The sequence below is a fragment of the Mesorhizobium sp. 1B3 genome (genome assembly GCF_050958605.1).
Classification (GTDB): domain Bacteria; phylum Pseudomonadota; class Alphaproteobacteria; order Rhizobiales; family Rhizobiaceae.
This window is the reverse complement of record NZ_JBJHDO010000009.1, coordinates 149,257-162,584: the sequence shown is the minus strand read 5'-3', so window position 1 is coordinate 162,584 and position 13,328 is coordinate 149,257. Positions and strand designations below refer to the sequence as shown.

The window sequence follows — 13,328 nt, the reverse complement described above, 5'->3', positions numbered from 1 at the left end:
ATCGCCATGCATCGTCGCGCGTTTCTTTTTGCCGCCGCCTCCCCCATCGTTTTGGCAAGTTTGCCCGCGAAGGCCGAGAAAACCCTACCGATCTACAACCTCGTCGGCACCTTCATGAACTGGAACCGGATCTCGGACGCCTATGCGGCCAAGACCGGTGTCCGACCGACGCTCGGCCTACGCTCGGGTTCGAGCCCGGCCCTCGTCGCCATGCGCATGGAGGCGGCAAATCCGCAGGCTAGCGGATCTTACTGGTCGCTCGACATCGCCGTCGACGCAAAAAACTCCGGCGTCACCGCGCCCTATTCCCCGAACGGCATCGAACATGTACCGGCCGACCTGAGGGATCCGGATGGCCACTGGTGGGCGATCGCCTCGGCCAATGTCGTCATCGGTACGAACAACGACGTCCTTGAAAGGCGCGGCCTGTCCGATCCGACAAGCTATGCCGACCTCCTGAAACCGGAATATGCCGGCCTTTGCGCCTGCATGGATCCGACCTGGTCGGGCACGGCCTCGGTCTTCCTCTACGGCATAAACTTCGTGCTCGGCGGCACGCGTACCGATTTCCGCCCGGGAATGAATTTCGCCAAGGCGTATGTCGAGAACGGCCAGCAGTTCCGATCCGAACTTATCGCACCACGCCTGGCCACAGGTGATGTCGCGCTCTCCCTGGATGCGGAGGGCAACGTGCTCCTCTCCAAAGCTACAGGTGCGCCGCTCTCGGTCTCCGTGCCGGAGGAGGGCGTCGTCGGTGCCTATCTCGGCATGTCGGTCGCCAAGGGCGCGCCGATGCAGGCCGAGGTCGAGGCCTTCATGGATTGGCTCCTTTCGGAAGAAGCGCAGGCCCTTATTGCCGAAGGCTATTTCCGTCCGGTCCGCACCGATGCCATCCCGGTCAAGATCGCCGCCGAGTTGCCGAAGATAGACAACGTTGTGAAGCTCGACATCCAGCACCAGGCGGCGGTGGTCAGCGACCTGAAGCGGGCCTTCGTCGACATCGTGCAGCGCGACGGCGACGTCGATACGGTGCTCGGCCGCTACGGCTTGGCCGGCTGAGCCCTGAGGGAGGCAGCGATGCGTGGCGTCCTTCTCGGCATTCTTGCCCTGGCGCTCGGCGCCGGCATCGTCCTGCCGATGGGCTTCCTCGGGATCGCGAGCCTACGCGGTCCCGGCGGCACCTTCTCCTTCCTGAATTATGCCGACGTCCTGGCGAGCCCGTATTTCACGGGATCGCTCGTGGCGACGATCCTCTTCTGCGCGGCGACGGCGGGGCTTGGTACTCTGATCGCCGTGCCGACCGCCTGGTGGATCGCCCGGCGGCGGCGGGCGGCACGAATCCTGCGCGCACTCTGCCAGGTTAGTTTCGCCTTCAGCGGCGTCGTCTACGGCATGCTCGTCCTGACGTTGCTTGGCAATTCCGGTGTCGTCTCACTGCTGGAATCCTTCCTCTTCGGGACCGAATTTTCGCGTGGGGCGGTCTATACGACGGCCGCCCTCGCGCTCGGTTATCTCGGCTTCCAGGCGCCGCGCGCGGCGATCTTGCTCGCCCAGGCGATGGAGCGGCTCGATCCGGCGATGCTCGCCGCTGCCCGCGTCCTCGGGGCCTCGCCGCGTCAACTCGCCCTTCTTGTCGTCCTGCCGCAATTGCGGCTGCCGATGGCGACCACTTTCCTCGCCATCACGCTCATGTCGATGGCGTCCTTCGGAACCGCGCTTCTTATCGCGCGGACTATCGAGATTTTCCCCGTCCTCATTTACCGCGAATTCGTCGGCTTCGGCGAGATCAATCGGGCAGCGGCCATGGGCGTCCTTCTCGCCACCTGCTGCCTCGTCCTCGAGGCGGTGGCCCGGTTCGTCGCGGCGCGCGGCCGACGATACGCGGCTTGAAGGAGCGTGCTGATGGACATTTCCCTCGTCGATGTCGCCAAGACGTTCGGTCCCAACCAAGTCCTTTCCGGTATCGAGCTCACCTTCCACGCGGGGGAGATCACCGCACTTCTCGGTCCCTCAGGCTCGGGCAAGACGACACTCCTCAACATCATTGCCGGCCTCCTCCCGGCAACCTCCGGCCGCGTCGTCGTCGGCGCGCGAGACGTCACGGCCCTGCCGGTCGAGGCGCGTAGCGTCGGCTATGTCTTTCAGGCGCATGCGCTTTTTCCGCATCTGACGGTGGGGGGCAATGTCGAATTTCCGCTGAGGGTGCGCGGCGTGTCGCGCCGGGCTCGGCGAGAGAAGGCATTCGAAGTTCTCGACATGGTCGAGCTTGCCGGCCTTGCCGGCCGGCCGATCGCAACGCTTTCGGGCGGCCAGCGCCAGCGGGTCGCCATCGCCCGTGCGCTTGCTGCCGATCCCGCGATCCTTCTTCTTGACGAACCGCTCTCGGCGCTCGATCCTGACCTTCGGGGCCGGATCCGGCTCGAGCTTCGCGGCCTCCTCGACCGGCTGAACATCCCGACCGTGCTCGTCACGCACGATCGCGACGACGCCTTCGTACTCTCCAACCGGATCGTCCTTCTCCAGGGCGGCCGGATCATCCAGGACGGAACACCGGAAGAAGTCTACCGCCAGCCGGTCGACGAGGATGCGGCGCGCCTTCTCGGTGCTGCCAACCGGGTCCTGATCCAGGGCCGCTATCGTCTCTGCCGCCCGGAAGACCTCGTCATCGCGGGGGAGGACGAGCCGGCGCATCTGACGATCACAGTGGATCGAGTTCACTTCCTCGGCGCCCATCGCCGTGTTGTCGGCCGATCCGAGGGCGGGGAGGCTATTGTCACAGATCTTCCGGGCCAGCTTCGCTGCCTTGCCGGATCGACCCTCCGCCTTCGGCTTCGCGATCTCGACGAACCCGCCGAGCCGCGGCGTCTCCAGGCGATGTCCCATGGTTGAGGCGATCGCCTTCACCCCTTGCGGAAAGGGCAGGATCGGACGTGTCCTCTGGCGTCCGTTCGCGACCTTTCTCGCCTGGCTGCCGGCGCTCATCCTCGTCGCGCCTCTCGCGCTTCTGGCGTTGGGCGCCTTCGCAGAAACATGGGACAGCCGCGGCCCCCGCGGCTTCACCACCGAGACCTTCGCATCAGCTTGGACCTTCGCGCGGCACTCGGCTTTTTTCAGCCTCTGGATCGCGGGGCTGACTGCCGCGATTGCGGTCGCGCTCGCCGTGCCGGCCGCCTATCTCCTGTCGCTCGAACCGACAACGGCAACCCGCCTCCTGCGGCCGGCCTTGTCGCTACCGCTCGTCGTGCCGAGCCTTCTGCTCGCCATGGGGCTGATCATCGCCTTCCCGGCTTGGCAGGGCACTTGGCAACTCCTGCTCCTTGCCTACGTCACCCAGTGCCTGCCCTTCGCCATCTGGCCGGTGGCGACCGCGCTGACGATGATCGACATGGCTACGCTCGAAACGGCTGGCCGTACGCTCGGCGCCAGCCAGCGCCAGCGCTTCCTGTGGCTCGTCCTGCCCAACGTGACCCGGCCGGCGGCGGTCGGCGCTGCGACGGTCTTCGTGCTCGTCCTTGCCGAATCCTCGAGCAGCTTCTTTCTCGCCTCGGGCCGGTACCAGCCCTTCGGCGTCACGCTTTATAACGCCTTCCAGGACCTCGACCTTCGCATTGCGGCCGCGACGACCATGATCCTCGTCGGCATGCTGACGCCGGCGATCCTCGTCCTCGAAGTCTGGCTCGGTGCCCCGGGACACCCCGCCACCTCTCCACGAACCCCTCGCAACAGCGGCGCGGCGCTGAACCCTTAAGTCTCCGCGCAATTTAGGAGGACACACGATGCCGCAAGATCACGCTCTCAACCTTAAGCCCGAGGCCGGCACGATGCCGCTGATGGCGATCCAACCCTTCACCGGACCGCAGGCCTGGACGCGCAGCACCGTCGCCGAAGCCGACTGGCGGATCGCTATCGGCGAAGAGGCGCTGGCCGAACTCGTTTCGGTCGCCGAGACGCTCCGCCGTAATCCGATCGAGATGCTGCTCCTGACAGACCGCTCCTTCGACCTGCCGGCCTGCCGGGCGCTGATGGCCGACGTGAAGGCGATTCTTGACGAGGGGGTTATGTTCGTCGTCCTCGACCGTCTGCCGCTCGACGAGATCTCGAAGGACGAGGCGCGCCAGCTATACTGGATTCTCACCTCGCTAATGTCGCAGCCGGTCGCCCAGCGCTTCAACGGCGCGATGACTTTCGACGTCCTCGACCGGAAGGTCGCGGTCTTGCCGGGCTCGGGCATCCGCCCGACTGTCACCAATGCCGACCTCACTTTCCATAACGACAATTCCTACAATTCCCCGCAGCCGGATTATATCGGCCTTCTCTGCCTCGGCACGCCGGTCTCTGGCGGCACCAGCAAGATCGCGAGCGTCTACTCCGTCCACAATGCTCTGCTCGCCCGCTTCCCGGAGGTCCTGCCCCGGCTCTACCGGCCCTTCTATTACGATCGGTACCGAGAGCATGCGGAGGGCGAGAGCGGCATTGCCGAGCTTCCAGTTCTCGCCTTCGACGGTGAGCGCCTGTCGACCCGCATCGCCATCCCGGAAATCGTGGCCGGCTATAAGCTTGCCGGCATCGAGATGGACGAAGAGACGAAGGCGGCGATAGACGCGCTCCGCGCTGTCTTCGCCGATCCAGAAATGTTCGCAGAGTTCCAGATGGAACGTGGCCAGATCCAGATTGCGAACAACCGAAATGCGCTCCACAGCCGCGGCGACTTTGTCGATTCGGAGGATGCGTCCAACCGGCGCCACCTCGTACGCCTTTGGCTCCGCAATTGTGGCTCTAGGAGCTACACTGGCATCGGAGCCGAATAATTTCGGTTGGCGAGCTTGCCGGAGCGTTTGCGGCAAGCTCGCCAGTGGACACTGGGCGAACAATCAAGCCATTCCCGCATCTCCCGTGTGGGTCTGCTTTGCGCGGGCATAACGATGGAGTGACCGGGTGGTTCTGATCAAACCGGCATCAAGCTGCTGCTAGAACGAGGGAAATGATCGTGTCGGGGGAAGATTCGATCTCATCCACGATGGGGTTCCAGCGAGCACTCCTGAGACAAGCCGCCTCAGACGAGCGCCGCTCGCAAAAATCGCTACTCTGGTTAATCGGTCGCGCGAGATCGCTGTTTGGGCTGCAACGACCACTACAAACCCCCAGCAATCCGCAGGACGGTCGCGTTGACGTACGATGCCTCGTCTGAGAGCAGCCATACTACGCCTTCTGCGATCTCCTCGGGCTCAGCAATGCGAGCGGCCGGTACGCGCGCTACCACTCGCGAAGGCCGGTCAGGTTCGCCCGCAGCGGCATGGATGTCGGTATAGGCGGTTCCAGGAGCAACCGCGTTCACGCGAATACCCTTCGCTGCGACCTCCTTCCCCAAGCCCGTGGTGAACGCGTCGATGGCAGCCTTGCTCGCTGCGTAGTGAACATACTCGCCAGGAGCGCCCAGCGTAGCCGCGATCGACGACAGATTTACAATTCGTCCCTGTGTTCTGGTGTTCTCCCACCGTCGAATAGCCTCTCGCGACAGCAGCATGGTTCCCATGAGATTCACGTCCAGGGTACGGCGCAAGGTGCCTATGGAGGTGTCTTTGAAGACCCCGATCGGGCCAGTGATTCCGGCGTTGTTCACTACGCCCTGCACCGGTCCGAGGGTTGCTTCGGCATAGTCGAATAGCTGTCTTGGAAATGCCTCATCGGCAACGTCGCCTCGAAGCATTCGTGCTTCATGCCCAGCCGCCTCGAGTTCACGAAGGAGCGACTCGGCGGCTTGATGGTCGCTCAAGAAGCTGAAGCATACCTTCCAACCTCGCGCAGCCGCCAGCCGCACGATCGCCGCTCCGATCCCGCGGCTCCCCCCCGTGACCAACAGCACTCTCGATTCAGTCGACAAAAGCCACTCCTCCAAAAAATTTCCGTGGCGGCAATTGTATCGCCACCAATCCGATCCCTTCGATGCGGCTCCGCATCATTGCCACCCAAAGCATACGGCTCTCTCGAGGTAAGAGCAATGATAGGCAGTGCAGATTGTATCGATTGTATCTTGAACGGAAGCGAACTACAGTGGGCTCGATTGGAGGCGCGGAGAGCCTTGCACCACATGTTCTTGAAGAAACAATTCAACGTACCAAAGCCACTGCACGCCGCCTTGGGTCAGCGCCAATCTGGCTTTGCGCTGATGAGCATCGCTGGTTTCGGCGTCGGCAACGCCGTTCTCGTCCTCTACGCGCATCCAGACATTAACGCTGTGCCAATTTGGCAGGCTTGGGTCGCGGCCGTGCTGATCTTTGACATCGGGGCCGGATGCATCGCTAATTTTACCCAGGCAGTTCAGGCATACTATCGCCGGCGCCCACGGCTCCTGCTTCCCTTCCTTGCCGGTCACGTCCACCTGCTCCTTATCGCTGCGCTACTGGGCCTTCCCCTTTCGGAGGCGCTGGGCATAACGGCGTACACTTTGGTGAGTGCTGCGATCGTCGGTTGTCTGGATGGCGAGCGGCAAAAGATCGTCGCTGCCCTGCTCCTCGGCGCGGGATTGCTCGTTGCCGCGGTTGTCGCATCGGCGACGCCGGCGATGTTGCTCAGCGGACAGATATTCATGCTGAAGCTGACCTATGCTCACGCGGTCGACCACCACCAGCTTCCCAGACAGGCCGAGGAGAAGGGTCGTGCTTAACTTGCTCGCCTGCCAAACTCCGACCACCTCTTCCCGGCGGCTTCGGTGTTCAAGCGGCTGCGCGTTCATGCGCCATCGGCGCCGGAGAAGGGAAGGAACTGCTCGACCATCGCAGGATGGAATGCATCTTGGCTGATCTCGTGCGCACCAAGATTAAGCTCAGATCGTACCTAGCCGATACGGTTGCATTGGTGATCTTTTCGACCGTCGGCGGCGCCATAATCGAGCTGCTCGTAGTCGGCCTATCTTTTAGTCAGACATTTTGGGTCCGCCTCGGCGCGATCCCGATAATGCTGGTTGCAGGTCGCCCCTATGGAATATTCAGAGACTTAGTGTTCCGGGGCCTCCGTGTGCGGGAGGGGCAGCGAGTTCGGGCTGCAGTGGCAGACACAATAGCCAATGTAGCGTTCCAGGTCCCCGTATATGCGCTGCTTCTCTATGCGAACGGCGCGACGATCACTCAGATCATCTCGGCGATCTACTCGGTCGTCATATTCATCACGGTTTCCGGCCGCCCATACGGAATATTCCTAGATTGCTGCCGCGCGCTGCTCGACATCAGTGCTGCCGAGAACGGACCGCGACGTGGACCTTCCAAGTTGAAATCCGAGCGCAGCGCACTGGGTGTGGGCACTAATGTTTAGAGGATGAGCCGTGACTACAAACTCGCTTCAGAGCCTGTTCAGACGTCCCGTTGTGCAGGCACCGATGGCGGTGGCTTCCACACCTTCGATGGCTGCGTCAGTATCAAACGCTGGCGGGCTAGGCTCAATCGCTATTGGTGCGCTCACGGTGACGGACGCGGCCAATATGATACGCGAAACCCAGCAGCGGACCGAAGCCGCGTTCAATGTGAACGTGTTCTGCCATCCCCCGGCCACACGGAATCTAGCGGCTGAGGCCCAATGGATCGCGCACCTCACGCCGTCGTTTCACGAACTCGGCGCAACGCCGACCGCGAGGCTCTCCGAGATTTACAAGAGCTTCCTCGAAAATTCGGAAGCGCTGGCTATGTTGTTAGAGCTGCGGCCGCCGGTTGTGAGTTTTCATTTTGGACTGCCTCTTCCCGATCACATTCGTGCACTCCACGAGGCGGGCATTGCGACCTTTGCTACAGCAACAAATCTGGCGGAAGCGCACCAGATCGAACGTGCCGGGATATCGGCGGTCGTCGCGCAAGGGTTCGAGGCTGGCGGCCATCGCGGGCAATTTGATCTGGCGGCGCATGACCCGCAACTGAGCACCTGCGTGCTCATACGGCTCCTCGCTCGCCAGGTGAGCTTGCCGATCATCGCGACCGGCGGCATCATGGATCGGCCAGGGGTGATTGCTGCGCTGGAAGCCGGTGCGTCCGCAGTCCAAATGGGGACGGCGTTTCTGCTTTGCCCGGAATCGGCAGCGGATGATGCCTATAGAGCTGCCCTCAAAAGCATGGCTGCTCACGATACCCGTTTCACCTCGGCGATCTCCGGGCGTCCGGCCAGGGGCATAGCGAACAGGCTTCACGAGTTAGGGGCGGTTGGTCCAAAGGCCCCTTGCTATCCTGTTGCATATGATATCGGAAAGCAGCTCAATGCCGCAGCGCGGGTACGGGGTGACTCCTCATATGCTGCGCACTGGGCCGGGCAAGGTGCTCCCCTTGCTCGCGAGGCCCCTGCCGCTACGCTGGTCATGGAACTGAGTGATGGTTCCGTTTGAGGCCAGCGTCCTCTCGGATCGCGCGACCAGCGACAATCTCATCTTCTTAGCGGCACGGTATACACGACGCGAACGGGCGGCCACGATACGCAATCGGCCGAATGGAACGTCAAGGTAAAGGGCTCAAGCGGTCGAGCAGCAAGTTCCAGCGCGTCCGACCGACGAGTAGTCGGAATGGCCATTGCAATCGTCAGATGCGGGACCCACCCGCCTGGCCGATAGTGCGGATCACAAAGAGCTGGGCCGATAGCTTGATGGATCTTCGCGTGAAAATGGACAAGTCTGTGGCTTGCCCGAGGTGACAGCCACAATACGATCGGATCGGCATCGAACACGCCGATGCGGTCAAATGTCAGCGAGATTGCTTTCTCTCCCTCCAACTGTTTGGCGGCATCGCGCAGACGATCGGGCAAGACCTGCGAATAACGCACCAGCGTGATGTGGGGTAGATAGCCCAGCGTCCGGATGGATGGCGCAGGTTCGAGACCAGATGCCTGGTCCACGAGACGCCAAAACGGACCAACATCGGATGAACTGCTTATAGTGATCCCGAACATCAACGGCTATTTTCGTGATCGAGGACGCTCTGCAAAACCTCGTTGATAAACGCACCTTTGGCCGCACGATACTGTGCCATCGGCTTATTCTGAAACGCTAGCTTGAGCGCATTGTAGCGACGTAACAGCACCGCATTGGCGCGCAGGGCTTCGGCAAATGTGTGGAAGATATCGAAAGATCCCCCCTTTGCGGTAAGTTGCACACCAAGGGGCGGTGCTCGATCCGGATCCTCAAAAGCGGCAAACTCGTGACTGCGTGCCGAGCTCTCGTTCCTGGAGAAGCGCGAAGCAAGATACGTTTCGGCCGCGGCGAATTCACTAGCGTCAACGCGAACCACGATGTCGAGGTCGCCCTTTGTGAGACAGCCGGGTATAGAAGTGGCGCCGACATGGAGAACTTGCGCGTCGGATGGAAGGTTTGAGCTGAGTTCGCGTTTTACCTCGTCAAAGAGCTGCTCCGCCATGTGACGGGCTCGATGGTCGTCCAGAGCAAGACCAAATATTTCTTCGCAATCCACCTCGCAGCTCTCCTGAACTCGCGTCCAACGTGTCTAGGACGTCACGGATTGCCTTCCTGTAAAGCTTTGAACGCTTCTGCTTCAGGGTCGATGCCGGAACTTGCAGATGCCCAAACGGCGCAGGTCCTATTCCGCTCACCGTAGACTGCGATTTTACTCCCAGGACCACTTCCACTGTGTCCCATTGGGTAAATCGTTGGCTCCTTGGCCCTCAACATCAGTCCGAGCCCGTAGGCGGGATCTGGATGAACCGCCGAACGGAATTGCGGAAGTGGTCGCCGGTCGATCATGCGGGCAAAAGAACGAGGTTCGAGTAGCCGCCCTCTGAGCAAGGAATGAAGAAGGCGAGCGGCGTCACGCGGCGTCCCAACGATTAGTCCATGGTAGACCCAGCCCGGATCGTAACCGACGACATCGCCCATACAGACCTGCGCAAGATCCTCGGGTGTGGCCACCAATCTGGCGGTAGACAGTTCGGCGCGACGGAAAACGAGCTCGGCAAGGGCATCTGCCAACGGCTGCCGGGACGCCCATTCAATCAATCGAGCGACCTCGCGGTAGCCAATATTGGAATAGGCCCAGCTCTGACCAGGTGCATATCGGAGGCGATCCGCTTCCACAGCTTTGAGAAGGTCATCGAGTGGCCAGGGCAAAGCGCCGGCTTCAACATCTGTGTGGTATTGCGGAAGGGCTCCGTAGTCCGGCAATCCAGCTTCGTGTCTCAAGAGCTGGGCAGCCGTGTATTGTTTCCCTTCCAGAGGTGTATCGAGGTCTATTTTGTTCTGTTCCCAAAGCCTCAGCGTTGCTATTGCGAGCGCAGTCTTCGTGAAGCTCCACCACGGCACCGCAATCGCCACACCCGATGCCTCGATTTCATCATCTTGTCGGATGATCACTGTCGCTGTGCGGTTCACCATCGGAGCTCATCTCCTGCTATCGATCCTTCGGTGATCAGAGGCTGCCATTTCCTCCGGAGGATTTAGACACACGCAGCAAATCTTATGACCTTGAGGATCGCGAACATAGGCGCCATAGAAATTTCGGACGTAGTTCGGGCGCAAGCCAGGTGCGCCCTCATCTGTTCCTCCAGCGGCAATCGCAGCCGCATGAAATCGATGAACGCTTTCGCGGTCTGGTGCGGCGAAGGCGATTGTAGTTCCGTTTCCGACTGACGCAGTAGCGCCGTCGATCGGCCTGCAGACGAAGAAGCGGTTCTTGACGCGGCCGGGAGAAGCGTAGGTTATCCACCCGCCTTCCAGGTCATACGAACGGCATATGATGCCCAAAGGGGCAAGTGCTGCGTCGTAGAAAACCTTCGCCTTTTCTAGATCATCGCTTCCCACCACCACATGGCTGAACATTCTTCTACTCTCCTGCGCCGGTTTTAAAAGCTTCAAAGTGCGAGGCGCCTTGCCGCCAGTCGCCGAGACCGCTGGGACCGTTGATGTGGCCGTGCTCGCCGACGACGACATAGCCGGCGCCCCATTGGCGAGCGCGGGATCTCGAGTGGTCGAGCGTTGCGAGGGATCGTTGGAACTTGCGATGACAAGCGTGGGAAACGGGAACCTGCGGGCGGGCACGTTGTCGAACGACCGCGCTTCAACGGGAAACGCTGGGCTTTCCGTATCCGGCACCGAGACAAGAAAAGCACCTTTGATTGTTCGAGGTGATCGGTGCGCCCAATGTGCTATCAGCAAGCATGCAAGGCTGTGCGCGATCAGGAATGGCGGCACCTCGGCTTCTGCCACAGCGACGTCGAGAGCCTCCAGCCAATCATCGAGATCGGGGAAATCCCAGCTCGAGGGGCGAAATCTAGTGAGGCCAGGATATTTCGATTCCCAGGCCGTTTGCCAATGATCCGGTCCAGAGCCACCAATACCGGGCAAGATGATCGCGATAGCCACTCCAAATCTCCTGGCTGTTCGAAGTGTTCGATCAGCCTACATTGCCTCCGTGCACGCCCGTCTCATGTTTCAACCCACATCGGGATGATGGAAAGGGCGAGGAGTGAACCCATTGTGATGTTGATCACGTGCCATTGGCGCTCGGTCTTGAGCAATCGGCCGAGCGCCTGGCCCATCATGCACCATAGAGCCATTGACGCTGCTGCAAATGCCAGGAACGTCCCGCCCATCAACGCGGCTTGGCTAGCCATTTCCGTGGTGAGATGAGCAAAAGACGATGATGCGCCCATTGTGACCGCCCAAGCCTTTGGGTTGTACCAGGCAAGTCCTGCCGCCCCGAGAAAGCTCACTGGGCGCGCTGTTTGCGTGGTTCGCGAGGGTGCTCCACCGGTCGCGACGCGCCATGCGAGATAAAGCAGATATGCGGTCCCTATTGCTCTGACTGAGATTTCCAGAGCCGGCATCGCCATCAGTAGCGCCGCGAGGCCAAGGGCCGAAGCGACTGCCATCGAGCTCAGCCCGACTGCGATGCCTGTAATGTAGGGAATGGATCTGCGAACGCCAAAATGCATCCCCGAGGCGGTCGCAAGCGTAGTGGCGCCACCAGGACTGGCCGTGGCCATGGCGACAAACATCAAGAAGGCAATGTATCTCTCTTGCACGGCATATTGTATCTATTATTTCGCCTGATAATATCAGGCCCTCATTCTCTCGAAGAGTCAAGGAGGTGCGAGTGCACCGACAACCTTGGAGAAGCAGAATTTCGGCCATTTCGCCCCCCCTCGGGTTTGCCGCAATGTTGTCGGCAGGCTTAATCGGCAGCGCCGCCATGGGCGCCCGTCAAACGTTTGGTCTATTCGTGGAGCCGCTTTCGCTCGGCGCGGGGGTCTCGCTAACGGCTGTTGCCTTCGCAATCGCAGTACACAATCTCGCCTGGGGCGTCGCACAGCCTTTCGCTGGCGCCGCCTCCGATCGGTACGGGCCTGGTCCAGTCGTGGCGGCTGGTGCCATCCTTCTTACCGGCGGCCTGTTCCTGACAGCCTATGCCTCTTCTGCGCTGCTGCTGATTCTGGGGATGGGGGTGCTGTTCGGGATGGGCATTAGCTGCACGAGCTTTGGTGTCGTGCTGACCGCAGTGGGGAAGCTTGCCCGGCCGGAAGACCGGAGCGCGGCGATGGGGCTTGCGAGCGCGGGTGGCTCGGTGGGGCAGGTTCTGCTGATCCCCTTCGCTCAGGGAATATCAGCAAATTGGGGCGTGACGGCCGCTTTGATTGGACTTGGGCTACTCACGTTGGTCGTGGCCCCATTGGGCTACTTCCTTGCCACTCGCGGGCGTCTCGATGTTGCGTCCGATGCTGATCCTCATCTGCCGGTACGGTCAGCCATTGCCCAGGCGGTTGGAAATGACGGTTACTGCCTGCTAACCATCGGTTTCTTCACCTGCGGATTCCAGCTCGCGTTCATCGCCACGCATCTTCCTACTTATCTCGGCCTGTGCGGCATGCCGGCGAACTCCGGCGCCATGGCTCTCGCGCTAATCGGACTGTTCAACATGGTTGGCAGTTGGGGCTGCGGGTGGTTGGGCGGCCGGTTCCGCCAACGAAACGTCCTGGCGCTGGTCTATCTTCTCCGAAGCGCTGCGATCATAGCCTTCTTCCTAGCGCCGAAGACTGACATCACGGTGGGACTGTTCGCTGCGATTATGGGCTTGTTGTGGTTGGGCACTGTTCCGTTGACGACGGGAGTCATCGCAAGAATTTTCGGAGTTCGTCACCTCGGGACACTGTTCGGCATGTGCTTTCTGAGCCACCAGGTCGGATCGTTCATTGGCTCATGGGCTGGTGGCATTGTGCTGCAACAGACCGGTTCTTATACGGCTATCTGGCTTGCGACGGCGGCTGCCGGAATTGTTGCAGCGGCATTGCATGGCTCCATTCGCGACAAGCCGGCAACGATGGCGTTGCGGGCGTGAAGGCCAAAAGAGCTA

15 protein-coding genes and 1 pseudogene are annotated in these 13,328 nt (G+C 61.2%); 9 read left to right on the top strand and 7 right to left on the bottom strand.

Translation table 11 applies throughout. The annotated features are described in order from the left end of the window. The first annotated feature begins 6 nt into the window (after positions 1-6). Genes ACCO56_RS23030 through ACCO56_RS23010 form a run of 5 tightly spaced genes read left to right on the top strand, consistent with a single transcriptional unit; the run spans position 7 to position 4,808 of the window. Positions 7-1,059 (top strand): extracellular solute-binding protein, encoded by a 1,053-nt coding sequence (locus ACCO56_RS23030; protein WP_433643202.1) that lies wholly within the window; start codon positions 7-9, stop codon positions 1,057-1,059. Between the two features lie 18 nt (positions 1,060-1,077). Further along, positions 1,078-1,890: an ABC transporter permease subunit gene (locus ACCO56_RS23025; RefSeq protein WP_433643200.1), complete on the top strand. Its 813-nt coding sequence runs from the start codon at positions 1,078-1,080 to the stop codon at positions 1,888-1,890. Positions 1,891-1,902: 12 nt separating this feature from the next. Further along, positions 1,903-2,889 carry an ABC transporter ATP-binding protein gene (locus ACCO56_RS23020; RefSeq protein ID WP_433643199.1) on the top strand — a complete coding sequence of 329 codons (987 nt, stop codon included), beginning with the start codon at positions 1,903-1,905 and terminating at the stop codon, positions 2,887-2,889. Next, on the top strand, positions 2,882-3,748 hold the full coding sequence (locus tag ACCO56_RS23015; RefSeq protein WP_433643198.1) for an ABC transporter permease: 867 nt from the start codon (positions 2,882-2,884) through the stop codon (positions 3,746-3,748). The genes ACCO56_RS23020 and ACCO56_RS23015 overlap by 8 nt, the downstream gene beginning before the upstream one ends. Before the next feature lie 28 nt (positions 3,749-3,776). Then, on the top strand, positions 3,777-4,808 hold the full coding sequence (locus ACCO56_RS23010) for a TauD/TfdA family dioxygenase (protein WP_433643197.1): 1,032 nt from the start codon (positions 3,777-3,779) through the stop codon (positions 4,806-4,808). 323 nt (positions 4,809-5,131) lie between these two features. On the opposite strand, the gene ACCO56_RS23005 is transcribed toward ACCO56_RS23010, so the two are convergent. Next, positions 5,132-5,863, bottom strand: coding sequence for an SDR family oxidoreductase (locus tag ACCO56_RS23005; RefSeq protein WP_433643322.1), 732 nt, complete (start codon positions 5,861-5,863; stop codon positions 5,132-5,134). A gap of 225 nt (positions 5,864-6,088) precedes the next feature. On the opposite strand from ACCO56_RS23005, the gene ACCO56_RS23000 reads away from it, so the two are divergent. From ACCO56_RS23000 to ACCO56_RS22990, 3 genes are all read left to right on the top strand, one after another. Continuing rightward, entirely contained in the window at positions 6,089-6,664 is a 576-nt protein-coding gene (locus tag ACCO56_RS23000) for a hypothetical protein (protein WP_433643196.1), read from the top strand. Between the two features lie 128 nt (positions 6,665-6,792). Continuing rightward, the gene (gene alaE, locus ACCO56_RS22995) at positions 6,793-7,308 is read left to right on the top strand and encodes an L-alanine exporter AlaE (protein ID WP_433643195.1); all 516 of its coding nucleotides are present in this window, start codon (positions 6,793-6,795) and stop codon (positions 7,306-7,308) included. A 10-nt stretch (positions 7,309-7,318) separates the two neighbouring features. Continuing rightward, positions 7,319-8,362 carry an NAD(P)H-dependent flavin oxidoreductase gene (locus ACCO56_RS22990; protein WP_433643194.1) on the top strand — a complete coding sequence of 348 codons (1,044 nt, stop codon included), beginning with the start codon at positions 7,319-7,321 and terminating at the stop codon, positions 8,360-8,362. Positions 8,363-8,400: 38 nt separating this feature from the next. Here ACCO56_RS22990 and ACCO56_RS22985 read toward each other — a convergent pair whose 3' ends face one another. From ACCO56_RS22985 to ACCO56_RS22960, 6 genes and pseudogenes are all read right to left on the bottom strand, one after another. Beyond that, a complete protein-coding gene (locus ACCO56_RS22985) occupies positions 8,401-8,919 on the bottom strand; it encodes a 2'-5' RNA ligase family protein (protein ID WP_433643193.1) in 519 nt (172 codons plus the stop codon). Continuing rightward, a complete protein-coding gene (locus tag ACCO56_RS22980; protein ID WP_433643192.1) occupies positions 8,919-9,437 on the bottom strand; it encodes a GrpB family protein in 519 nt (172 codons plus the stop codon). Before ACCO56_RS22980 ends, ACCO56_RS22985 begins: the two co-directional genes overlap by 1 nt. 41 nt (positions 9,438-9,478) lie before the next feature. Next, the gene (locus ACCO56_RS22975; RefSeq protein WP_433643191.1) at positions 9,479-10,354 is read right to left on the bottom strand and encodes a serine hydrolase domain-containing protein; all 876 of its coding nucleotides are present in this window, start codon (positions 10,352-10,354) and stop codon (positions 9,479-9,481) included. 6 nt (positions 10,355-10,360) lie between these two features. Next, a complete protein-coding gene (locus tag ACCO56_RS22970; RefSeq protein ID WP_433643321.1) occupies positions 10,361-10,798 on the bottom strand; it encodes a VOC family protein in 438 nt (145 codons plus the stop codon). Between the two features lie 210 nt (positions 10,799-11,008). After that, positions 11,009-11,341 (bottom strand): annotated as a pseudogene (locus ACCO56_RS22965) (RBBP9/YdeN family alpha/beta hydrolase); the annotation flags it as partial. A 62-nt stretch (positions 11,342-11,403) separates the two neighbouring features. Continuing rightward, positions 11,404-11,964, bottom strand: a complete 561-nt coding sequence (locus tag ACCO56_RS22960; RefSeq protein WP_433643190.1) for a LysE family translocator — start codon at positions 11,962-11,964, stop codon at positions 11,404-11,406. A 173-nt stretch (positions 11,965-12,137) separates the two neighbouring features. Between ACCO56_RS22960 and ACCO56_RS22955 the strand changes: the two genes are divergently transcribed. Beyond that, on the top strand, positions 12,138-13,313 hold the full coding sequence (locus ACCO56_RS22955) for an MFS transporter (RefSeq protein ID WP_433643189.1): 1,176 nt from the start codon (positions 12,138-12,140) through the stop codon (positions 13,311-13,313). Positions 13,314-13,328 lie beyond the last annotated feature (15 nt).